Origin of the sequence: uncultured Flavobacterium sp., assembly GCF_963974175.1 — a bacterium.
Classification (GTDB): domain Bacteria; phylum Bacteroidota; class Bacteroidia; order Flavobacteriales; family Flavobacteriaceae; genus Flavobacterium.
The window spans coordinates 288685-312125 of record NZ_CAXBBR010000001.1; the positions used below are offsets into that span (position 1 = coordinate 288685).

Consider the following 23441-nt stretch of genomic DNA (forward strand, 5'->3'; position numbering starts at 1 on the left):
ATGACGAAATAAAAACTTGCAATGAAAAGCGGGATATAGCTCCCAGAATTCGTACTTTTGTACTATAACTACAACGTTTTCGACATGAACACAAATATTGAAAGTAATCCATTATTAGACCGATTGCCAAAGCACTTGAAGCAATTTATTAAACCTCAGGATTATAGCGATTATACGCCTATTAATCAAGCGGTGTGGCGCTATGTTATGCGTAAAAATGTGGATTACCTGTCTAAAGTGGCCCATAGCTCGTATCTGGAAGGATTGAAAAAAACAGGAATAGAAATCGACAATATACCCAGTATGTACGGCATGAACCGTATCCTGACCGAAATTGGTTGGGCCGCCGTAGCCGTAGACGGATTTATTCCGCCTAACGCCTTTATGGAATTTCAGGCATATAATGTGCTGGTTATTGCATCAGACATTCGTCAACTCGAACATATAGAATACACGCCAGCGCCAGATATTATCCACGAAGGCGCGGGTCACGCCCCGATTATCGCTAATCCGGAATATGCAGAATATTTGCGTCGTTTTGGAGAAATAGGCTGCAAAGCTATATCCTCTGATAAGGATTACCAAATGTATGAAGCCATCCGCTTGCTTTCGATTGTGAAAGAAGCAGAAGACACGCCACAAGCTACGATTGACGCAGCCGAAAAAGCAGTTGAAGATTTACAAAACAATATGGGCGAACTATCTGAGATGGCTCAAATACGAAACCTGCATTGGTGGACTGTGGAATACGGATTAATTGGAACTGTTGAAAACCCTAAAATTTATGGAGCTGGACTTTTGTCTTCAATTGGAGAAAGCGCCCATTGCATGACGGATCAAGTGGAGAAATTCCCGTATGATATTACTGCCGCCCATAAAAGTTTTGATATCACAAAGCTGCAACCTCAGCTTTATGTAACACCCACTTTTGCTTATCTGAATTTAGTTTTGGAAGAGTTTGCTAATAAAATGGCATTGAGAACTGGCGGTTTATCCGGAATAGAGAAACTGGTTAATTCCAATGCTTTAGGAACAATCGAATTAAGCACTGGCTTACAAATTTCGGGAGTTTTTACCAATGTAATTGAGCACGAAGGTAAACCGATATACATACAAACGACAGGAAAAACAGCACTCGCTTCCCGCGAAAAAGAATTAGTAGGCCATGGAACTGCAACTCACGCCGAAGGTTTTGGTAGCCCAATTGGAAAATTAGAGGGAATCAATCTTGCTATAGAAGATATGAGCCCGAAAGATTTAAATGCATATGATATCTTAGAGTCAAAAACGGTAAAACTGGAATTTGAGGGAAACATTACTGTCGAAGGAGAAATCATTACTGGATCCAGAAATTTACAAGGAGAAATTATCCTTATCCGTTTTAAGAACTGTACCGTAACGCATGGCAAAACGATTCTATTCCAACCAGAGTGGGGCGTTTATGATATGGCCGTGGGTAAAAAAGTAGTTTCGGCATTTTCTGGCCCTGCTGATGTGAATAGTTTTGATTTAATTACGCATATGCCCACCAGCACCACCATTAAAGCAAAACACACCGCTGAACGTGATGATTTAGAGGTTTTATACCAAACGGTCCGCATCATTAGAGAGTCCAAAGACATACATGCTTCCTTTGACCCTATTTTTCATAAACTAAAAAAGGATCATCCCAAAGACTGGTTGCTTGCTGTTGAAATTGCAGAACTTCTAAAAGATAGAAACGAAACTCAGCAACTGGATAAAGTTTTGAATTATCTTGAAGAGTTAAAACTAAAGAGACCAGAAATAGCACATTTAATTAGTGGAGGTTTGGATTTGATTTTTGATAAAGAAAACGTATAAATTAATAGTCGCGGATTCACATATTAACCTCGTATAAAAAACTAAACCGCCAATTTGCAATTATTTAATTTGCGAATTGGCGGTTTTTTATTTTTAAAAGCGAAATGCACTAAAAAATACAGTCTTAAACTATCTTATAGACTCCTAAAAGTAATTTCGCTTGTTTTTAAATTATCATATGCTAAAAAAGGCTTTCTATGCTATAAAAAATGGTTACATTTAAATCTCAAAACGAGAAATAAATATGTGCAGCAGCGAGACGATAACGGTTAAAATAGAAGGTAAAACAATTTCCTGCAACTACATAACTCCTGCAAATTGCACAAATAACACCCTACTCCTTTTTCTCCATGATGCTTTAGGCTGCTCTGAAAGCTGGAAAGGCTTCCCTTCAACACTATGTGAAGAAATGGGTTCAGTCGGATTTACATACGATCGATTGGGTCATGGAAAATCAGCCGCAACCACCGCTAAATGGTCTAAAGGCTATTTAGAAGCGGAAGCTGACTTTCTAAAAAAAATAATCACGACACAAAACCTTAAAAAAATTGTTTTAATTGGCTCCAGCGACGGAGGAAGCATTGCACTTCTCTATGCTGCAAAATATAAAGACTGCGCTGCAATCGTAAGTATTGCCGGCCATTCGAAAGTGGAAGAAGTGACTACGGGAGGGATACGAAATACGATGCAATACTCGGAAAAAATCATTCACCAATTAAAGAAATACCATGGCGACAAAACAGGCTTGCTTTTTCAGAATTGGCAAGAATGCTGGCTTTCACACGATTTTAAGAATTGGAATATCGAAACTGAGCTACCAAAAATTCAATGTTCAAGCCTAATTATTCAGGGGAAACAAGACGAATATGCAACCAACACACATTGCACAAGCATTGCACAACTAATAGGCAAAAAAGCCAAGGCCAATCTGATTGATGATTGCGGACATTTTCCGCACAAAGAAAACCCTTCCCATATTGCAACAACAATTCAGTCTTTTTTAAATTCAGAATCATGAAAAATACAGTTATAGTAGCGGAACAAGTGACAAACCCTTAAAGCGATTTCTGAAGAAAAAGCAACGGCCCTCTATGGGGTTTCAACGATGTTTTTTTTGCTGAATTAGACCATTTCAACCGAAAACTATATGACTTGCGCAGTTTGTAAACAGGAATTATGGCTGGCTCCCTTTGCCTTACCGAACTGATGAAAAAAGTCCTGTCTGAAATGAATTTAACCGAAATGGGAATTGGTTATGGCATGACCGAAACAAGTCCGTTGAGCACACAAACAAGGCATGTCACCTCCTTCGGTAAAAGAGAGAGTACAGTGGGTAAAATATTACTGCATACCGAAATAAAAATCATCCATCCGGAAACCCATCAAGTGGTTTCTCTAGGGGAAACAAGAGAATTATCCACCCGTGGCAATTGCGTAATTCTGGGCTATTGGAATGATCCGAAAAAAACGAAAGAATCGATCGATACTGCCGGTTGGATGCACAGTGGCGATCTAGCCAATATGGATGACTAAGGCTATATCAACATTGTTCGAAGAATCAAGGATATGATTATGCGTGGCGGGGAAAACATTTACCGAAAAGTGATTGAAGAGTTTCTATACACCCATGAAAACATAAAAGAAGTCTCTGTTTTTCGTTATTCCAGACGAAAAAATGGGAGAACAGGTTTGCGTTTGGATTCAAATGCACGACAATTATAAACTCACTGAGGCTGAAGTTAAAGAATATTGCCGCGGAAAAATATCACACTATACGATTCCCTATTACGTGAAATTTGTACATGAATTCCCAATGGTCGTTACAGGTAAAATTCGAAAAGCGGAGATGAGAGAATCCATGAGAGCAGAATTAGGACTATCAAAATAATAAAAAAGGGTTTGAATCAGATTACTACTATTCAAACCCTTATTATTTAAAACAAATTGTAAACCTGCTATAATTTTATTTTCTGTCCAAAATCTTTTTCGTTTTCAATTACGACTCCTTCGTATTTCAAGGTCCATCCTAAACTATTGGTAAGAATTAAAAACTTCGACAACTCACTAACCAACCTGTTTTGAGCATTGGTCTTAAGTGTCGACTTTTCTATCTTTTTGGCAAGATTTGCTTTTACTGATTTATTAATTTTATTGTAATCATCCCCAGTAAAAGGATTTAGCTTACTTTGTTCCACATCATAAAACTGAATGTCGGTACTAATTTTAATTTCTTCTTTTGGAATACTTAAAATTGAAATCGTTTTATTTTTTTCATCGATGTCATATTTCATTTTATGCAAATCATAAGCAACAGTAACATCAGCATTAACGACAATCAACGCTTTTTTATCGAATGAAACTATACCCATCAAGTATTCTGCCTTATTCTTATACGTAACCACTTCAGAGAAATGCCCTTCTGTTACAACAAGCTTACCTACGTTAACAATTTGTTGCTGTATCAGGTTCGTATTGTAATCCATTGCAGAGTCGTCCTCTTTCTTGAATTCACAATATTTAAATAATAGCACAACTGTAACTATCAATCCCATAAAAACAAGTAATCTTCTAAGCATAATTAAAATTTCATAAATGAATATTGAGAAACCAATGTAGCGATTTTATCCTTCAGTTTAGCTTCAAATTTTTGATGACTTTCTGAATCAGGATTGAAAGGTTTATGAGACAAACTTTTTTGAATCGTTTCTACTTCCTCCATTATTGACAATGCAGTTTCTGAAATATTAGTTTCCTTGAAACGCTTCCAAATATAGTCAATTGCAAGTTGACTGGGATGCAACATGTCGTCAGCATAAAACCGATAATCACGAAGTTCATCCATCATGATTTCGTAACTGGGGAAATAGTTAAAAGCCGAAACTTGCAAGGAAAAAGCTCCATGAATAGCACTTATCAGATGGGACTTGCTTAATTGATTTTCGACAAAACCATCTTTGATGTGTCGCACCGGCGAAACCGTAACAATGATTTTTACTTCTGGATTTATAGATTGAATTAAATGGATTGTATTTTGAATACTTTTTTGAATCACTTCGATTGACAACAATTGCTTTTCAAACTGCTTTTGAGGCACTTTATGACAATTAGCAACGATTGCGCTATTTTCATTATTTCGATAAACCCAGGCCGTCCCATACGTTATGATGATATCTGTGGCTTCACTTAGTTGTTTCCATGTTGATTGGATGATTGTATTCAAATCATTTATCAGCGCAATTGGATCAGGATTACTTAAATCAGAATGGGCATCATAACAATGCCAGCGTTCATTGTAAAAAAAAATATCAGCTTCCGTAAAGACTTTTTGTGAAACAGCGAAGGCAATTAGCCTTTCGATTGCCGGCGGATGAAACAAAATACCAAATGGATTACAGGAATTCTGAAATTTAAAATAATCTAGTATCTCTGACATATTTACCGCAAAACAAGAACCCAAAGATATGATCTTCGAATTATAATCTATCGGCTGGGTGTTTTTCGGAATGGGTATTTGAGTTCTGAAATGCATCAACAATTTATTTTATACAAATTTGAATAATTTTAATGAAATAAATGGTAGTAAATCTAAAATCCTTTCAGAATTTGAAGTCCAAAAGAATTAAGAAGAGTGTTGAAAACTTATAAATTAACGGAGAATCTGATGATTCCGTTTTAATATGATTCTTATTAGAATCAAAAACAAATTTACCCTCCCAAACTAGGTTTTAGATAGCACTTCGTGTATCAGTCGAAAACATTTAACGATCTTCTTTACTAAAACGGCATCTGGAGTAACTTACATTGGGCATTCTTCATTACTTAAAGAACAAGAAAAAACAAGATTACAAGTAAAATTATCCTAATTTTTCTCCAACGCTTTTATTTCAGATAAAGCAAAAAAAATAATCCGACAAGATTTAACAACCTAGAATCATTAACTTAAAATTACACTTTACTCCAAGATGTAAACCAAATAATATTAGTAAAAATATTGTGATTTCAAATATCCAGATTTAGCTGTTTCGGTAAGCTGTTCCGTTGGGTAATCTTCCGTGTCGTATTTAAACGTCCCTTTGTAAAATTTAGCTGAAGATGTGATTTGATCTGCTGAATTGGCAATACTACTTTCAGCAACATTACTAACCATATTATTCAATGAAATTACCTCATTGTGGTCCAATAATTTACTATATCCCAAAATAGAATAAAAAGGATTGTTTTTAGAATCATATTGAAAATTTACAGTATATTTTGAAACAACACCTGCTGCAGTATCATCTAAAATCCTTTCGTCTTTTACTAAATTTTTATTTTTAAAATACAATACTCCGTGATAAAGCTTTGCGTCTTGATTCCCTGAATTCAAACTCTTTTTCTCGTAGGAAATAGTTTCGTCTGTATTGTGAATGTAATTTATCACGTAATTTCCTGGAGAGAGTACCTGTATTAACTTATCAGTATCATATGAATATTCAACCGTACTACTAAGCTTAGTAGCTTTATCTAGTGTACTTATTTTTGTAATCAGACCGTTTGTATAAGTAAAATCTGTATGCAATTGAACACCATCTATATTGACGATTTCCTTGTCATTGTACTTGAATAAAGTTGTAACTGACGTCCCATCCTCTGAAACTTCAACTAACTTTGTAAGGAATTTACTTTTACCGCTTTTATCATCCGAGCACGAAGTCAATAAAACGGCAACAATAGATACGAAAAAAAATATTTTATTTAAGTCTTTCATGATAGTAGGTTATAGGGGCTGGCTATATTTAGGGCGAATAAATGTAGAAAATAAATTGAATTAAGCAAACTAAACAAGCCCAACGACCTAAAAACTCGTTTAAATGGTGATTTATTGAAATGGGAAATTAAAAACCCCCTGTTATCTATTTCAAATACTTGAACGACGCAATATTCAACTGAACTATTTTTTTATCCCCAAAGTCTCGATTTATATCTCTTGTTCAATACAAAATTGTTTAAATTAACCTCTGAAAGTCGCTTTCACATCATCAAAAACCCTTTCGATTTGCCATGCAAAGGGAAAGGGTTGTTGTTTTAATATAAATGTGAACTACTTCACGAAATCAACTGCTTTATTTAAAGCTTCCTGAATACCGTCTGCGTTTTTTCCTCCTGCTGTTGCAAAGAAAGGCTGACCTCCTCCTCCACCTTGTATGTACTTCCCTAATTCACGAACTACTTGTCCTGCATTTAATTTTTTATCAGCAACCAGTTCTTTAGAAATATAACAACTTAGCATTGGCTTTCCTTCTTCGGCTGTAGCCAAAACTAAAAACATATTAGTTCCTAAATTCCCTAAGTCATATGCCAAATCTTTAGCTCCTTCTGCGTTAAGATCCACTTGAACAGCTAGAAACTGTATTCCGTTTATTTCTTGGATTTGCTGTGCCAATTCTGTTTTTAAACCTTTTGCTTTATCTCTAATTAATTGCTCAACCTGTTTTTTTAATTTCGCATTCTCTTCTTGCACAGACACTACCGCTTTAATTACATCTTGAGGATTTTTTAGCGCGAGTTTAATCTCATTCAATGCATTTTCCTGAGAAGCAAAGAAAACTTTAACAGCATCACCAGTAATCGCTTCGATTCGTCGAATTCCTGCGGCAACGGCTCCTTCTGAAACGATTTTAAAATACCAGATTTCGCCAGTATTCTTAACGTGAATTCCTCCACAAAGCTCCATGCTTTCGCCAAATTTAATTGCGCGAACATGATCTCCATATTTCTCACCAAACAAAGCCATAGCACCTTCTTCTACCGCTTGCGCGAAAGGAATATCTCTGCGCTCTATTAATGGTAATTGTTCTTGAATTCTAGCATTAACAAAGTCTTCTACTTGCTGTAATTCTTCATCTGTCACTTTTGCAAAATGAGAAAAGTCAAAACGCAAATGGTTTGGACTTACTAACGATCCCTTTTGTTCCACATGTGTTCCTAATATGCTTCTCAATGCCTGATGCATCAAGTGTGTTGCAGAGTGATTTTTTGTAGTATCTGATCTTAATTTACTATCCACTTTAGCCACAAAAACACCGTTTACATTCTCCGGTAATTTTTTAGTGAAATGCAGAATTAAATTATTCTCTTTCTTAGTATCTGTAATTTGAATTGTTTCATTTGCCGAAACCAAAACCCCTTTGTCTCCCACTTGTCCTCCACCTTCTGGATAAAACGGCGTGCTATCTAAAACGATTTGGTACATAACACCATCTTTTTTCGAGTCGACTTTACGAATACGGGTGATTTTTGCTTCACTTTCTGTTTGGTCATAGCCTACGAAAGATTCTGTATTTCCCTCTACTAAAATTTTCCAGTCGTCTGTTGAAACTTCAGAGGCAGCGCGAGAACGTGTTTTTTGTTCTTGCATGGCTTTATCAAAACCAGCTTCGTCCAGACTGAATCCTCTTTCTCTAAGAATCAATGCCGTCAAATCGATTGGAAACCCAAAAGTATCGTACAATTCAAATGCTTTTGCTCCCGGTACTTCTTTCCCTTGATTTGTAGCTATCACGTTATCTAACAACTGCAATCCTTGATCTAGTGTACGCAAAAAAGACGTTTCTTCTTCTCTGATTACATTAGTAACTAAGCCTTGTTGTTTTTTAATTTCAGGAAAAAACTCACCCATTTGATCTGCTAAAACAGCAACCAACTTAAATATAAAAGGTTCTTTGGTATTCAAAAAAGTAAATCCGTAACGTATTGCACGACGCAAAATACGACGAATTACATATCCTGCTCCGGTATTAGAAGGCAATTGTCCGTCGGCAATAGCAAAGGCTACCGCACGTACGTGATCTACAATTACACGAATCGCAATATTGGTTTTATTTTGCTCTTCACTGATATCTTTCACCTCGTTTGAAGTGTATTTTAACCCTGTAATTTCCTCCACTTTTTCAATAAGCGGTGTAAACACATCGGTATCATAATTTGAAGTAGTGTTTTGCATTGCCATACACAAACGCTCAAATCCCATTCCAGTATCTACGTGCTGTGCTGGTAACTTTTCAAGAGAACCATCGGCTTTACGGTTGAATTCCATAAATACGTTGTTCCATATTTCAACTACCTGCGGATGATCGGCATTAACTAAGCTTCTACCTGAAACTGCAGCTCTTTCTTCATCAGTACGTAAATCGATATGAATTTCAGAACATGGTCCGCAAGGTCCTTGATCTCCCATTTCCCAGAAATTGTCTTTTTTGTTTCCAAGGATAATTCGATCTTCAGGAACGAATTGTTTCCAGATATCAAAAGCATCCTGATCAAAAGGCACATTCTCTGCTTCGTTTCCTTCAAAAACGGAAACATACAAACGGTCTTTCTCTAATTTCAACACTTCGGTTAAAAATTCCCAAGCCCAAGGCAAGGCTTCTTTCTTGAAATAATCGCCAAAAGACCAGTTTCCTAGCATTTCGAACATAGTATGGTGATAAGTATCAAAACCTACATCTTCTAAGTCATTATGTTTTCCTGAAACACGAAGACATTTTTGAGTGTCGGCAATTCTATTGCTTTTTGGTGTGGCATTACCCAGAAAATATTCTTTAAACTGTGCCATTCCTGAGTTATTAAACATCAGAGTGGGATCATCTTTAAGAACTATGGGTGCTGACGGAACAATTAAATGTCCCTTGCTTTCAAAAAAGTCTAAAAATTGTTTACGTACGTCTTGTGATTTCATTATTTATTTATTTTTGCCACTAAGGCGCTAAGGCACAAAGTTTTTTAATTTATATTTTGCTCGAAAGCATTTTATGCACCAGATTATCTCACACGCTCCTATTTTCATCGGAATTCACTGAACACTTCTTGTTTGCAGTGTAAAGCTTCGAGATTGAGTAGTCGATTTTTTCTTAAAAAGGCAGAACAACCAGCGGAAGCCCCTGCTGCATCATTAGAAAAAACGAGAACTAAACGAGAACTTGCAACGAATAGCTGGAATAGGCACATTATTTTATTTATTATTGAAAAAACGCGGGAACAAATGAAACATTTATTAAATTTGTTCATCTTACATTTTACAATGTGCAAAAATAGGGTATTTTAAAATATGGCGAAAGTAAAATATTATTACGATTCGGAAAATCTGGCGTATCGAAAAATAAAAACAAAAAAAAGAAAGAAATTTGGTTTTGTCATCTTGTTTTTAGTGGCCTCGGCATTATTTGGCTCGCTTATATTTGTGCTTTTATTAAACACTCCTTACTTTGATACGCCTAAAGACCGGCTACTAATTCGTGAAAATGACAATTTAAAATTGAATTATGCCGTTTTAGACAAAAGAATGGATCAGCTTGACAATGTAATTGGTGCTATTGAAGACCGGGATAACAATTTATACAGAACGTATTTTAATACATCGCCAATACCGGAGGAAGAACGAAAATCAGGATTTAGTGGCGAAGATCGCTATGCTGCTTTAAAGGGATATGACAACACACAATTGGTCCTTAATACCACCAAAAGAGTAGATGTTCTTACAAAAGAATTAGCCATCCAATCGAAATCGCTTGACTATATTTTAAAATTGGCAAAAGCCAAAAACAAATTATTATCTGCCATTCCTGCCATTCAGCCTGTCAGGAACGAAAATTTAAAACGCATGGCTTCAGGCTTTGGATATCGTACAGACCCATTTACTAAAGCGCGTAAAATGCATGAAGGAATGGACTTTACAGCTAAAGTAGGCACCCCGATTTTTGCAACTGGCGACGGAGTTGTGGCACAAGCAAACAGCAACGCTTCTGGTTATGGGAATCATATTGTCCTTAGGCATGGTTATGGATACGAAACCCTGTATGGGCATTTGAGTAAATACAATTGTAAAGCAGGACAAAGAGTAAAACGTGGAGACATCATAGGATATGTGGGAAGCACAGGTAGATCTGAAGCCCCTCATTTACATTATGAGGTACACAAAGACGGCAAAGTAGTTAATCCGCTTAATTTTTATTACGGAAACATTTCAGCAGTGGAATATGTTGCCATATCAAAATTAGCTAACCAAGAAAATCAATCATTAGACTAATGCACATAGAGCTACAACCAGATAAAAGATATTATAGCATTGGTGAAATTGCCAAAGCTTTTGACGTAAATGCTTCCCTGATTCGTTTTTGGGATAGTGAGTTTGACATTCTCAAGCCAAAAAAAAACGCAAAGGGAAACAGGATGTTTACTCCGGAAGACATAAAAAACCTGCAGCTTATTTATCATTTGGTAAAAGAAAGAGGATTCACATTAGAAGGGGCAAAAACCCATTTAAAAGAAGGGCAAAAGAAAACATTGGATAAATTTGAAATTATCCGAAAATTAGAAACAATAAGAACACAATTAACAAATATTAAAAATCAACTTTAAATTAAACAAACATGAAAAGATTTTTGCCTTGGATTATCGGAGCCGTAGTTATCATCGGTATATACAGTTATGTAAAAGGAATCAACAATACTGCTGTGGTATATGAGCAGGGTATTAATGAAGCTTGGGGTAATGTTCAAACTTCTTACCAAAGAAGAAATGACCTAATCGGAAACTTAGTGAATACTGTAAAAGGAGCTGCTGAATTCGAAAAAAGCACTTTGACTGCAGTTATAGAAGCACGTGCCAAAGCGACTTCGGTAACAGTTGACCCTACAAACATCACTCCGGAACAATTAGCACAATTCAATCAAGCACAAAGTGGCGTGAGCAGTTCTCTTTCCAGATTATTGGTTAGTGTAGAACGTTACCCTGAATTAAAAGCAAACCAAAATTTCTTGAAATTACAGGATGAATTGGCAAGCACAGAAAATCAAATTCTTACAGCCAGAACGCGTTTTAACGAGGCGGTAAAACCATACAACAATCATATCAAAATTTTCCCAAACTCGATCTTTGCAGGTATGTTCGGATTTAAGGAAAAACCATATTTCGAAGCTGTTGTAGGTGCTGAAAAACCGGTTGAAGTACAATTCTAAAAAACGATTTCATTTTCTTGATTAACGATTTTTGATTGCAGAGTAAATACTTCTAAAATGAAAAATCGTTAATCTTCATTCAAAAATTTTTCCCATGTCAAAAGTAGAAGATTTTTTAACCCAAGAAGAAGAACAAGAAATTGTTGAAGCTATTCGCGTGGCCGAAAAAAACACTTCTGGAGAGATTAGAGTTCATTTAGAAAAAACGACTGAATTAGACGCATTTGATCGTGCGCTAGAAGTTTTTAACGAACTGAAAATGGACGAAACCGAACTAAAAAACGGGGTTTTAATTTACCTTGCAGTAGAAGACAAAACATTTGTAATTTGCGGAGATCAAGGGATTAATGATGTTGTTACAAATGATTTTTGGGACACTACAAAAGAGGCTATGGTTGCTCATTTTAAAAACGGCAATTACAAACAAGGCCTAGTTGACGGAATTCTTATCGCTGGAGAACAATTAAAAAAACATTTCCCCTGGTCAGAAGATGACACGAATGAATTATCAAACGAAATCTCAAAAGGCTAATATGATTATACCTAAATTAAATATCTCTCTTTATTTTAAACTACTTATTTGTTTTTTTATTACACAAATAGGATTCGCACAATTTACAATACCTGAAAAACCCAGTTTAGCAACTTCAGTTTATGACTATGCCAACGTTCTTAGCTCAACGGAAAAACTTCAATTAGAAGAAAAATTAATCCATTATTCTGATTCCACTACTACTCAAATCGTAGTCATTACCATTGAAAGCCTGAAAGGCGAAGACGTGAGCCAATTAGCCACTCGCTGGGCTCAAACTTGGGGAATCGGCCAAGCAAAAGAAGACAATGGTGTTATAATCTTGGTGGCTAAAGCCGAAAGAAAAATAGCAATTAATCCTGGTTACGGACTTGAAGATCGTTTAACTGCGGGAATTGGTGGTGAGATAATTAGAAATATCATTACTCCTGAATTTAAATCTGGTAGCTATTACAACGGACTTGACAAAGGAACAGATGCGTTGATTGATGTCTTTAAAGGAAAATACAAAGGCGAAAGAAAACAGACCAAAGGAAAAGATTTTCCTGTTTTACCTTTCATTATTATTATCGTTATTATCCTTGTCCTTATTTCTAAAAACAAAGGTGGTGGCGGTAACTCGGGTAATCGCGGTGGCGGTGGCCCAAGCTTATTAGACGTCATTCTCCTAAGCAGTCTTGGTCGTGGTGGCGGAGGCGGTGGTTTTGGCGGTGGGTCTTCTGGTGGAGGATTTGGCGGCGGCGGATTCGGTGGGGGATTTGGCGGTGGGGGATTTTCTGGAGGGGGATCAAGCGGAAGTTGGTAAAAAAGATTCACTTTATTCAATTATAAAAAAAAGCTGCAATTTGCAGCTTTTTTTATGATTATAAACTCTTTCATTTGTTAACTAACACCAAGTTTCTAGTATTTTGTATTAACCTACTTCATTTACGGCAAATCAATTTAATTTTTAATTATTAATTATTTTAATAATTGATTATCAAATAGTTAACTTATTTTTTAAACTATTACTTGTAAATTTAGTAGAAAAAAATCATGAAAAATTTTGCAATAAAACTAGTGTGGTTTACTACTGCATTTGTATTTATTTTTGTCGGTTTATGTCAAACCAACATAGCATTACCCATACTCCTAAGTTTAGTGATTTTTGGAGAATTACTAATCCTTTTTATGGTTTATACGGTTCTGACTGATAAATACACCACGACAAAAACATTTAAAGACTGGTACGGTGATCATCCTATGGATACTTTAGATGACTAGAGATAGAACAAACAGCAGCTATTTAATTAAAAACCGATAAAAAAAATTATATGATACTTTCAAAAAGAAAGAATCGGCGATTATTATCGTATCCAATTTTAAGCGCTCCCTTTTTACACAAAACAAACGTAAAACAGTACTAAAGGTGATTTTTATAATAATATCTATAGAAGAAAAATAAAGGTAGATTATCTCACTTCGCTTTTTAGCACAAGACGATGTAGCAGTTTAGGAAAAAATCGTTTTATATAAATGCCAAGCACTTCTTTTCCTCCTATATAAGATTCAAACGAATTTGATTCGACAGCTTTTACTAATTTTTTAGCGAAGACTGCTACCGGCATACCGTTCAGCGTAGCTTGGTCGTTGCTGTTTTGTAGTGATCCATCTCCCGTCAGTGCGTTTACTGCGACATTCGTCTGTATAAATCCCGGGCAAATGATTGTGACATTGATATTGTCTTTTTGATGCTCCATTCGTAACACATCAAAAAAACCATGTAAGGCATGTTTTGCCCCACAATAACCGGAGCGATATGGAGAACCGAATTTGCCCATTAAACTAGTGATGGTTACAAAATGTCCTTTTCTTTTCGAAATAAAATGCGGTAATAACGCCTTTGTGATAGCAACCGTTCCTAAATAATCTACTTCAATGAGTTTTTTGTCTACCTCAAAATCAGTATCGACTAAAAGTGAGCGTTGACTCACTCCTCCATTATTGATTAGGACATCGATTTTTCCAAAAAAAGAAATGGCTTTTTCAACATGATTGTTAGCATTATTAAAATCTGCTAAATCAAAAGGAAGGACAGCCACGTCTGCATTTGAGCATTTGGCTTTCACACGCTCGAGGTTTTCGATATTCCGCGCAGAAAGTATGAGCTTGCAGTTTCTTTGGCTTAATTCATACGCTAAAGCCTCCCCAATACCACTGGAAGCTCCAGTAATCCAAACTACCTTGTTATTTATAGATGCCATTTTTTATTATAAATGTAAAAAAGTTTACCGAGTTATGACTAACTCGATAAACTTTCTTCTATAAATATGGAAATAAAAACTATTTCTCTCTAATGTAAATATCGATTGGAACACCTGAGAAATCCCAGTTGTCTCTAATTTTATTTTCAAGGTAACGTTTGTACGGTTCCTTTACATATTGTGGCATATTAGCAAAAAATACAAACTGTGGCGTTTTAGTCGGCAACTGCATACAGTATTTGATTTTTACATATTTCCCTTTTGTTGCAGGTGGTGGATACGCTTCAATCACTTTCAACATATACTCATTGAATTTAGAAGTAGCAATACGTTGTTGTCTACTTTCGAAAACTTTTACAGTTGCTTCTAATGCTTTCAATAAACGTTGTTTTGTTAATGCAGAAACAAAAAGAATAGGCACATCAGTAAATGGCATTAATTCTTCTCTTATTTTTTCTTCATAATCACGAGTTGACATCGTTTCCTTTTCAACTAAATCCCATTTGTTTACTAAAATCACAACTCCTTTTCTGTTCTTTTCAGCTAGCCAAAAAATACTTTGATCCTGACCTTCAAATCCACGAGTGGCATCAATTATCAAAATACAAATATCAGAATGCTCGATGGCACGCACCGAACGCATTACAGAATAAAACTCTAAATCTTCTTTTACTTTAGCCTTACGACGAATTCCCGCAGTATCAACTAAGTTAAATTCGAAACCAAAACGGTCAAATTTCGTATCAATAGAATCACGAGTAGTACCAGCGATATCAGTAACAATATACCTGTCTTTACCAATTAATGCATTAATAAAACTTGATTTTCCAGCATTTGGCCTTCCTACTACTGCAAAACGAGGCAATTCAATTTCTTCCTGTGTTGGTTCTGGCTTTATAGGAAATGCATCAATTAATGCGTCCAATAAATCTCCAGTTCCACTTCCTGAAATACTTGCAAAAGTGTAATATTCTCCTAAACCTAAGTTATAGAATTCAATTGCATCTTTTTCACGCATCGCATTATCCACCTTATTTACAGCAAGTAAAACCGGTTTAGTTACTTTACGTAATAGTCTCGCAACAGCATCATCCATTGGCGTGATCCCTTCTTCGACATCAACGACAAATATAATAACATCGGCTTCGTCGATCGCTAATTCTACTTGCTTACGGATTTCGCCTTCAAAAACGTCATCAGAACCACGAACATATCCTCCTGTATCAATCACAGAAAACTCTTTTCCGTTCCACTCGCTTTTACCATAGTTTCTATCTCGGGTAACTCCCGAAACTGAATCTACAATAGCTTCTCTTCTTTGTATCAGCCTATTAAAAAGGGTTGATTTCCCTACATTAGGTCTTCCTACTATCGCAACAATGTTATTCATAATCTAATTTTCAAATATTCCGCAAAGGTAGTGTTTAATCCCGTGACTATCAATTTTTTTGATACATTAGCACATCCTTACCTTTTTAACTGATATAACATTGCTATCATGGACACCAATAATGAATTAAGACTTCGTTTACGATTTTACAAAGATGTTCCAGAAAACACAGACATAGTACTTCAAAAATTTGAAAACTACAAAAAATCAAACTGCGACGATTTTTCTGTAAAAACGGGTGGGACGCATATTTGGCTAAATATCAAAGACAACAAAAAGTCCTATTATTCCCCTCATTTACATTTGGAATTAGAGCCCAAAAACGACAACGAAACACATATAAGAGGCTTATTTGGCCCTGACCCTACCTTATGGACCTTTTTTATGTTTCTACATTTTATAATTGCCGGAATATTTTTAACTTTTAGTGGCATAGCCTATTCTGACTATGTTTTAAAAAATAGCATGACGTTCGATTTTATAGTTATTGGCCTCATGATATTTTCATGGTTTCTATTGTATTTTATCGCAAAACAAATTCGCGAAAATGGCCATGACCAAATGAATGAACTAGAAACGCTCTTCTTAAAGATTCTAGCATCCTAATTATTACAAACCTTATCCCGTCACGAGCGAATTTTGCAAAAAAAAATCAATATTGGAATTTAAATTCCAATATTGATTTTTTTTTATTTTTAAGATCTGACGAAACTAAACGCTAGATTCTTTACTCTTGATATAACATCAAAACGATAAAACTACAAGCTTATTGGTTGTAACCAAAACGTTTCAACATGTTTACGTTGCTTCTCCAGTTTTTATTTACTTTCACATATAACTCGATGTGGATTTGCTTTCCAAAGAATTTCTCTAAATCGGCACGAGAGTCCATCCCTACTTCTTTTAGTGCAGCTCCTTTATGCCCAATAATAATTCCTTTTTGCGTTTCACGCTCCACCATAATCAAAGAACGTATTCTAATGATGTTTTCATCTTCAAAGAATTCTTCGGTTACAATTTCTACCGCGTATGGAATTTCCTTGCTGTAATTCAACAATATTTTCTCACGAATCGTTTCATTTACAAAGAAACGCTCTGGCTTGTCTGTTAATTGATCTTTTGGATAATAGGCCGGTGATTCTGGTAAAAGCGAAATTATTCTTTGGAAAACTTCTGGAACATTAAAGTTCTGCAAAGCTGATATAGGATATATTTCTGCATTAGGCACTTTCTCTGTCCAAAAAGCCACTTGTTTTTCTAATTGTTCCTGATTAGAATTGTCAATTTTATTCAACAATAATAAAACAGGTATTTTTGAATGAATGATTTTATTGAAGAACGCTTCGTCTTTTAAATCTTGCTCTCCTATTTCGACCATGTAAATTAAAATGTCAGCATCTTCAAAAGCGGACTTTACAAAGTTCATCATCGATGCTTGCATTTCGTACGCTGGCTTAATAATCCCAGGAGTATCAGACAAGATCATTTGAAAATCTTCTCCGTTTACGATCCCAAGGATTCTGTGACGAGTCGTTTGTGCCTTAGACGTAATGATAGACAATCTTTCCCCTACAAAGGCATTCATTAATGTGGACTTCCCAACGTTTGGATTCCCGATGATATTTACAAAACCTGCTTTATGTGACATTTAATATATTATTTATTTTACAAAGGTAGTTATATCAAGTGAATAGATAAAATAAAACATTTTTTAAAATTTTTGTTGCAAATGATAAAATTCGTTGTACCTTTGCACCCGAAACAACGCGGGATAGAGCAGTAGGCAGCTCGTCGGGCTCATAACCCGAAGGTCACTGGTTCGAGTCCAGTTCCCGCTACTAAGTTAATTTTATTGAGATTGCAAACGCACATCGCGGGATAGAGCAGTAGGCAGCTCGTCGGGCTCATAACCCGAAGGTCACTGGTTCGAGTCCAGTTCCCGCTACTAAGAAAACCTTTCAGAAATGAAAGGTTTTTTTTATTGCATTTACTCTTAAATCTTAACAATGACTCACATACACCAAGAGAAAACAACTTACAGTTGTCAACACACAGTCAATAAAAAAAGCTTCATAGCAATGTGAAGCTTTTTTTTGTAGCAACGAAACTCTCTAAACTTTTTTTTGCATTAACATCAAACATCATAATAATCTTATAACACCAATGTTATGTTCGTTATTTCAATCCTTTTAAACCTATTTATTTGCACTCGTTGACATTATTGATATTACATTGCTCTAATAACTTAATAGCTTTACCATAATAGTTATTACATAATTAAAATAAAAAAACCCATGAAGCTCAAGCCACACAGGTTTAATAAAACTAACTAAACTTATTCAAAACAACAAACTATATATTTAATATGAAGTTATTATTATTAATCTTCAGACACTAAAGGTCTTTCAATATCCATCGCCACATCTAACAAAATAGCAACACCTTTATCATTTACCATTGTCATATTTAAAGTATCTAACACTGCTAATTTTCTTGATATCAATCCACTAAATTGGTTGTAAGAAATATTCATTTCTTTTAAGTTATTTAATTTCTCTAAATCAAAAGGAACTTGACCTTCCATTTGGTTTTCAAATAAACTAAGGTTCTCTAACATTGTTAACTTCGCAATTTCGGCACTTAATTTACCTCTTAGCTTGTTACTGCTTAAAAGCAATGTCTTTAACGTAGCAACATCATAAAGCGAACTTGGTATTTGACCTTCCAATTCATTATTAAAAGCGGCCAACGTTTCTAAGTGTTTTAATTTTCCAATTTGAGCAGGTAATTCACCAGAAAGTCTATTCATATAAAGTTCAAGAACGACCAACTTGTTCAACTCCCCTACTGAAGATGGAATAGTCCCTGTCAATTTATTAAATGACAAATCCAAAACCACTAATTGTTTTAAATTTTCTAAAGCTGATGGTATTGTACCAGATATCCCGTTTTTATGTAAATTCAACTCTCTTAAATCAGTAAGATTCACTATTTCACTCGGTATTTCACCAGTAAGATTATTATCTGCTAAATTTATCGACACTACTTTATCTCCTTCCAATACAACACCATACCAAGTTGATATAGGGGAAGATAAATCCCACTTTGTATTCCAATTTGCTCCATTTGTAGCATTATACAATTTCAAAAGAACTGTTTTGTCAGAAACTGAAACTTCTGCCATCATTGCAACTGATGCCAAAACTGTTAGTAGTAGAGTGAAAATATTTTTCATAATCTTGAATTTATACGTTTTCCAATGATTAAATGTACATACTAAACAGATTATCGACAAATAAAATCGACGAACTACATCTTATTATTAAATTAAAGAGTGTTTTTCCTACATAATGTCATTTTAATATTACTAAAAAATATACTACATTTGATTTGTTAATTAAAAAACTAACCCTATGGAAATCAATTTTTTAGCACTTTTAGTTGCAGCAGTCACAACATTACTGGTAGGATTTGTTTGGTATCACCCAAAAGTTTTTGGAACTATGTGGATGAAAGAAGCAGGTATGACCGAAGACATAATGAAAGCTAGAAACATGTTCTTAATTTTTGGAATGGCAGTATTTTATGCTTTTCTAATTGCGATGACTCTTCAATTTTTAGTCATTCATCAATGGGGTGCAGTCGGTATGATTGGTGGCGACCCAACATTGGCAAAACCATCTTATGTGAGTTTTATGGCTGATTACGGAACCGCTTTCCGTACCTTTAAACACGGCCTACTTCACGGCTTTATTGCTGGTTTGTTTCTTGCATTACCAATTATTGGAACCAATGCATTATTCGAAAAAAGAAGCTGGAAATACACTTTAATAAACGGTGGTTTTTGGATTGTTTGCCTTATGTTAATGGGTGGTATAATTTGCGCTTGGGAATAACCATTTCCTTTTATCATAAAGTTTCGCCTCTTTTTAGAATAAAGAGGCGAGATTTATTTTATAGTTGCTCAATGGCTTTTGCCAAATTAAAATCTTTATCCGTCAAACCGTCTGCATCATGAGTTGATAAGCGAATATCTACCTTATTATACACATTGAATAGTTCGGGATGATGCCCTTGTTTCTCAGCTATAATACCTACCTGGACTATAAAAGCGAGTGCTTGACTAAAATTCTTGAATACAAATTTCTTTTCGATTCCGCTATCATTATACTTCCAGTCTTTCAAATCTTTTAATATTGGCTGAGCTGTAACTTCATTGTATATATTCATGATTTCCGTTTTTATTAAAATTAGTTAAAATTTGTCTAATTGCTTTGCTATTTAACTTTATATATTAATTTAGACAAATACTAACTTTTCGATCCCTTGAGCTCTACCTTTTCCTTCCAAATTTATTCTTCGGTTACAAATACTCCTCCAAATTGGGACTCTTTGGCAACAAACAATATATTTCTTTCTAGAGATTATTTAGAAATATTAGCGATTTCAGCTCCAAAAAATGTGCAGTGCCATTTTATCGGAATGTTTCTTAATGAAGAATTGGTCGGCATAGCAGTGACGCAGTACATCAACTTGAGTGAACTACATTCCTTTGGAGAAAGAGACCATTGCCTAAAAACAATCGTACGCGACTTCGTCTTTAAAAATTTCAGTTCTAATGTATTGGTACTTGGTAACAATATGCTAACTGGGCAAAATGGATGTTGTTTCAGTGCAAAATTACCTACTTCAGAAGGATTCGCATTATTAAAAAAAGCGACAGATGAGTTAAAGAAAAATTTCCGTACAAACGGCACAAAAATCCATCTTACAATCTTTAAAGATTTTTCAGAAGAGGGAGTTCAGCATTTCCAAATTCCAGAATTTAAATCCTTTTTTAAGTTTACAACCCAACCTAATATGATCTTCAATATTAGGGATTCCTGGTCTAATTTTGATGATTACATTGCAGATTTATCTAAAAAATACAGAGACCAGTATAAAAGGGCTCGAAAAAAAGCAGAAGCAATTTCGAAAAGAAAGTTATCTCTCGAAGAAATCACAAATTATAATACAAGAATATATTCATTGTATATGAATGTGGCTAAGAACGCTCCGTTTAATACCTTTTATTTATCTGAAAACCATTTTACAACTTTAAAAACACTACTAAAAGATAAATTTCTTTTTTACGGTTACTTCGTCGGAGACGAATTAATTGGATTCAACACACTGATAAAAAACGGGAAAGATATTGACACCTATTTCCTAGGTTATGACGAAATCTACCAAAGAGAAAAGATGTTATATCTAAATATGCTCTATGACATGATTGGTTTTTCAATTAACAAAAGATACAGCCGTATTATTTTTGCCAGGACAGCATTAGAAATTAAAAGTTCAGTGGGCGCAAAACCTGTGAATATGTACGGGATGATGCAACACAGCAATCCTTTTATTAACTTGTTTGTTTCAAGAACTTTTAGCTATTTTGAACCTAAAATGGAATGGAAGGAACGAAATCCCTTTAAATAAAAAAAACATTAAGGAATAGCAACTTTTAATTTGTGAGGAGAAATGGCTACATTCAGTTCTATTTCTCTACCACAATACTCCCCGTCAATTTGAAAACTTACCGGTGAATGCAATTTGATATTCGCTCTATCAGTTGAAATAATTTCTACATCTCCAGATTCGATTGGTATATTACCGGTAATAATTTTAGCAAAAATGCTCAAATCCAAATTTTTTAAAACTACCAATTCGAACTTTCCATCATTCATTATGCCCTCGGGATTAATAACTACACCTGTTCCGTATTTTTTAGAATTGGCTATAACTAACATTTGCGCTATACATTCTATTATTTGACCATTAGCAGTAATTGTGGCTGTGAATGGCTCTTCTTTATCAGCCAACGTATTATAAACTTGTAAAGCATACCCTAACTTTCCATGCACAGCACTATTCTCGTAGTTTTTTATGAGTTCTGCATTTAAACCTAGATCACTGAGATGCAAACTTTTCTTATCATTGATAACGATCATATCCATTTCCATAAATGCATGGTGAAAAGCTATTAGCAGGCTTTCCTCCAGTTTTTTAGGGATATTTAAATCTGTAGCCAATCCATTAGCAGAACCAGCTGGTATTATTCCAAAAATAACATCTACGCCTTCCAATGCTTCAGCAACTAATTTTATGGTTCCATCACCTCCGGCTACAATTACCCTTTCCGGTTTGAATGCATCATATAAGTTCTTTATTTTAGAAATATCATCAATAGCTGTAGTGGTATACAACACAAAATTCAGCCCTTCGTTATTTGCAAAAAGTGAAGTTGCTTCAATAATTTCTGATTTGTCAATTCCCCCCGCAACAGGATTAACAATCAATATGATATTCTTTTTCAAGGTTTTACTTCTTTTATTGATTAAAAATAATTAATTTTCAACATACTTCAAAAGTAGTAAACAAAATGAGACCGATCCTAAAATTATATCGTGGTTATGCAAATGAGCAAGAACTAATTGTGATGGGGCATGTTTTCAAACCTACCACAAAAAAAGATTACGATTTCCTGTCAAAAAACTTACGAAATGCAAGATCTGTAATCAGTATGTTTCGAATTAAAACACAAGCAAACGCAGACGTGTACCTAGTTCATAACGATATAAAAATACATACAAAAACGTTAATTGACGGTTATTTCAAATTTTGCATCCCGTTAGCACAAACTGATGATTATGGTTGGATTGACTATAAAGTAAGTATTATTTATAAGAACGAGACTATTGTAACCAAAGAAAGCTACTTCCGACCAAGGATAGGTAATTTAGGAATCATATCTGATATTGATGATACATTTCTGGTATCGTATACCCTAAATCCATTTAAAAAATTATACCACCTCTTATTTAGAAATGTCCATTCCAGAAAAGTTTTTGAAGATGTTGTCCCGCACTTCCAAGCATTAAGCTCTTCAGGAAGAGCGAATGTAGGAGAACTAAATGCTTTTTTTTACGTCTCCAGTAGTGAGTGGAATTTATACCGATTTCTTGTGCTATTTACCGAAATCCACAAATTACCCAAAGCTGTTTTACTGTTAAAAGATATTAAAACAAGTCTATTGAATTTTTTATGGTCTGGAAGAGGAGGCCATAATCATAAGTTTGAAAAAATAAAACATATTTTAGAATTCTATCCCAGTTTGAAGTATGTACTGATTGGAGATGACTCCCAACATGATCCTTTTTTATATGAAGCTATAAGTAAAATTTTTCCATTGACTGTCAAAGCGGTATATATAAGACAAACGGGGGAATATAAAAAAGAGAAGGTAACGAAAGTATTGGAAAATCTAGAAACGCTGGATATTTCGGTTTGCTATTTTAAAAATAGTGCCCAAGCGATTTCACATTCGAAGAAGGCAGGTTTAATTTCTTAAAAAAGAAGTTATTCACTGCAAGGATGCAATAGCCCAGATGGCAATGAAATCC

The 23441-nt window shown here is 34.9% G+C and carries 24 protein-coding genes and 2 tRNA genes; 16 read left to right on the forward strand and 10 right to left on the reverse strand.

The annotated features are described in order from the left end of the window. Positions 1-84 precede the first annotated feature (84 nt). The 4 genes from AAC069_RS01260 (at position 85) to AAC069_RS01275 (ending at position 3730) form a co-directional block, all read left to right on the forward strand. A complete protein-coding gene (locus AAC069_RS01260; RefSeq protein ID WP_339918719.1) occupies positions 85-1842 on the forward strand; it encodes an aromatic amino acid hydroxylase in 1758 nt (585 codons plus the stop codon). A gap of 244 nt (positions 1843-2086) precedes the next feature. Then, positions 2087-2860, forward strand: a complete 774-nt coding sequence (locus AAC069_RS01265; RefSeq protein ID WP_339918720.1) for an alpha/beta hydrolase — start codon at positions 2087-2089, stop codon at positions 2858-2860. A gap of 158 nt (positions 2861-3018) precedes the next feature. Next, positions 3019-3375 (forward strand): AMP-binding protein, encoded by a 357-nt coding sequence (locus tag AAC069_RS01270; RefSeq protein WP_339918721.1) that lies wholly within the window; start codon positions 3019-3021, stop codon positions 3373-3375. 127 nt (positions 3376-3502) lie between these two features. Beyond that, on the forward strand, positions 3503-3730 hold the full coding sequence (locus AAC069_RS01275; protein WP_339919014.1) for a hypothetical protein: 228 nt from the start codon (positions 3503-3505) through the stop codon (positions 3728-3730). Between the two features lie 67 nt (positions 3731-3797). Here AAC069_RS01275 and AAC069_RS01280 read toward each other — a convergent pair whose 3' ends face one another. The 4 genes from AAC069_RS01280 to alaS form a co-directional block, all read right to left on the reverse strand. Then, complete coding sequence (locus AAC069_RS01280; RefSeq protein ID WP_339918722.1) at positions 3798-4418, reverse strand: DUF4230 domain-containing protein; 621 nt, start codon at positions 4416-4418, stop codon at positions 3798-3800. Positions 4419-4420: 2 nt separating this feature from the next. Further along, on the reverse strand, positions 4421-5371 hold the full coding sequence (locus AAC069_RS01285; protein ID WP_339918723.1) for a GSCFA domain-containing protein: 951 nt from the start codon (positions 5369-5371) through the stop codon (positions 4421-4423). Positions 5372-5821: 450 nt separating this feature from the next. Next, on the reverse strand, positions 5822-6589 hold the full coding sequence (locus tag AAC069_RS01290; RefSeq protein ID WP_339918724.1) for a hypothetical protein: 768 nt from the start codon (positions 6587-6589) through the stop codon (positions 5822-5824). 333 nt (positions 6590-6922) lie between these two features. After that, on the reverse strand, positions 6923-9559 hold the full coding sequence (gene alaS / locus AAC069_RS01295) for an alanine--tRNA ligase (protein ID WP_339918725.1): 2637 nt from the start codon (positions 9557-9559) through the stop codon (positions 6923-6925). Between the two features lie 369 nt (positions 9560-9928). Here alaS and AAC069_RS01300 point away from each other — a divergent pair, with 369 nt between their 5' ends. From AAC069_RS01300 to AAC069_RS01325, 6 genes are all read left to right on the forward strand, one after another. After that, positions 9929-10906 (forward strand): M23 family metallopeptidase, encoded by a 978-nt coding sequence (locus AAC069_RS01300; protein WP_339918726.1) that lies wholly within the window; start codon positions 9929-9931, stop codon positions 10904-10906. Then, positions 10906-11238 (forward strand): MerR family transcriptional regulator, encoded by a 333-nt coding sequence (locus AAC069_RS01305; RefSeq protein WP_091084060.1) that lies wholly within the window; start codon positions 10906-10908, stop codon positions 11236-11238. Before AAC069_RS01300 ends, AAC069_RS01305 begins: the two co-directional genes overlap by 1 nt. Positions 11239-11249: 11 nt before the next feature. Next, positions 11250-11837, forward strand: coding sequence for a LemA family protein (locus AAC069_RS01310; RefSeq protein WP_091084057.1), 588 nt, complete (start codon positions 11250-11252; stop codon positions 11835-11837). Between the two features lie 94 nt (positions 11838-11931). After that, positions 11932-12369, forward strand: coding sequence for a TPM domain-containing protein (locus tag AAC069_RS01315; protein WP_339918727.1), 438 nt, complete (start codon positions 11932-11934; stop codon positions 12367-12369). 1 nt (position 12370) lies between these two features. Then, positions 12371-13174 (forward strand): TPM domain-containing protein, encoded by an 804-nt coding sequence (locus AAC069_RS01320; RefSeq protein ID WP_339918728.1) that lies wholly within the window; start codon positions 12371-12373, stop codon positions 13172-13174. Positions 13175-13404: 230 nt separating this feature from the next. Beyond that, positions 13405-13632, forward strand: coding sequence for a hypothetical protein (locus AAC069_RS01325; RefSeq protein WP_339918729.1), 228 nt, complete (start codon positions 13405-13407; stop codon positions 13630-13632). A 188-nt stretch (positions 13633-13820) separates the two neighbouring features. On the opposite strand, the gene AAC069_RS01330 is transcribed toward AAC069_RS01325, so the two are convergent. Both AAC069_RS01330 and der read right to left on the reverse strand, forming a co-directional pair. Then, complete coding sequence (locus AAC069_RS01330) at positions 13821-14612, reverse strand: SDR family oxidoreductase (RefSeq protein ID WP_339918730.1); 792 nt, start codon at positions 14610-14612, stop codon at positions 13821-13823. A gap of 79 nt (positions 14613-14691) precedes the next feature. Then, positions 14692-16002 (reverse strand): ribosome biogenesis GTPase Der, encoded by a 1311-nt coding sequence (der, locus tag AAC069_RS01335; RefSeq protein ID WP_339918731.1) that lies wholly within the window; start codon positions 16000-16002, stop codon positions 14692-14694. A gap of 108 nt (positions 16003-16110) precedes the next feature. On the opposite strand from der, the gene AAC069_RS01340 reads away from it, so the two are divergent. Beyond that, positions 16111-16608, forward strand: coding sequence for a hypothetical protein (locus AAC069_RS01340; protein WP_339918732.1), 498 nt, complete (start codon positions 16111-16113; stop codon positions 16606-16608). Positions 16609-16768: 160 nt separating this feature from the next. Here the strand turns inward: AAC069_RS01340 and era are convergent, their stop codons facing one another. After that, positions 16769-17650, reverse strand: a complete 882-nt coding sequence (era, locus tag AAC069_RS01345; protein ID WP_339918733.1) for a GTPase Era — start codon at positions 17648-17650, stop codon at positions 16769-16771. Between the two features lie 117 nt (positions 17651-17767). Here era and AAC069_RS01350 point away from each other — a divergent pair. Together AAC069_RS01350 and AAC069_RS01355 are read left to right on the forward strand one after the other, a co-directional pair. Beyond that, positions 17768-17840: transfer RNA gene (locus AAC069_RS01350), tRNA-Met, on the forward strand. Between the two features lie 34 nt (positions 17841-17874). Further along, positions 17875-17947 (forward strand) — tRNA-Met (locus AAC069_RS01355). A 435-nt stretch (positions 17948-18382) separates the two neighbouring features. Here the strand turns inward: AAC069_RS01355 and AAC069_RS01360 are convergent. Further along, a complete protein-coding gene (locus tag AAC069_RS01360; RefSeq protein WP_339918734.1) occupies positions 18383-19237 on the reverse strand; it encodes a Two component regulator three Y domain protein in 855 nt (284 codons plus the stop codon). A 178-nt stretch (positions 19238-19415) separates the two neighbouring features. Here AAC069_RS01360 and AAC069_RS01365 point away from each other — a divergent pair, with 178 nt between their 5' ends. Next, a complete protein-coding gene (locus AAC069_RS01365; RefSeq protein ID WP_339918735.1) occupies positions 19416-19898 on the forward strand; it encodes a DUF1761 domain-containing protein in 483 nt (160 codons plus the stop codon). Positions 19899-19956: 58 nt separating this feature from the next. Here AAC069_RS01365 and AAC069_RS01370 read toward each other — a convergent pair whose 3' ends face one another. Further along, positions 19957-20232 carry a 4a-hydroxytetrahydrobiopterin dehydratase gene (locus AAC069_RS01370; protein ID WP_339918736.1) on the reverse strand — a complete coding sequence of 92 codons (276 nt, stop codon included), beginning with the start codon at positions 20230-20232 and terminating at the stop codon, positions 19957-19959. A 96-nt stretch (positions 20233-20328) separates the two neighbouring features. On the opposite strand from AAC069_RS01370, the gene AAC069_RS01375 reads away from it, so the two are divergent. Then, positions 20329-21477: an 8-amino-7-oxononanoate synthase gene (locus AAC069_RS01375; RefSeq protein WP_339918737.1), complete on the forward strand. Its 1149-nt coding sequence runs from the start codon at positions 20329-20331 to the stop codon at positions 21475-21477. 8 nt (positions 21478-21485) lie between these two features. Here AAC069_RS01375 and AAC069_RS01380 read toward each other — a convergent pair whose 3' ends face one another. Next, complete coding sequence (locus AAC069_RS01380; protein ID WP_339918738.1) at positions 21486-22355, reverse strand: diacylglycerol kinase family protein; 870 nt, start codon at positions 22353-22355, stop codon at positions 21486-21488. Positions 22356-22420: 65 nt separating this feature from the next. On the opposite strand from AAC069_RS01380, the gene AAC069_RS01385 reads away from it, so the two are divergent. After that, positions 22421-23389, forward strand: a complete 969-nt coding sequence (locus AAC069_RS01385) for an App1 family protein (RefSeq protein ID WP_339918739.1) — start codon at positions 22421-22423, stop codon at positions 23387-23389. Positions 23390-23441 lie beyond the last annotated feature (52 nt).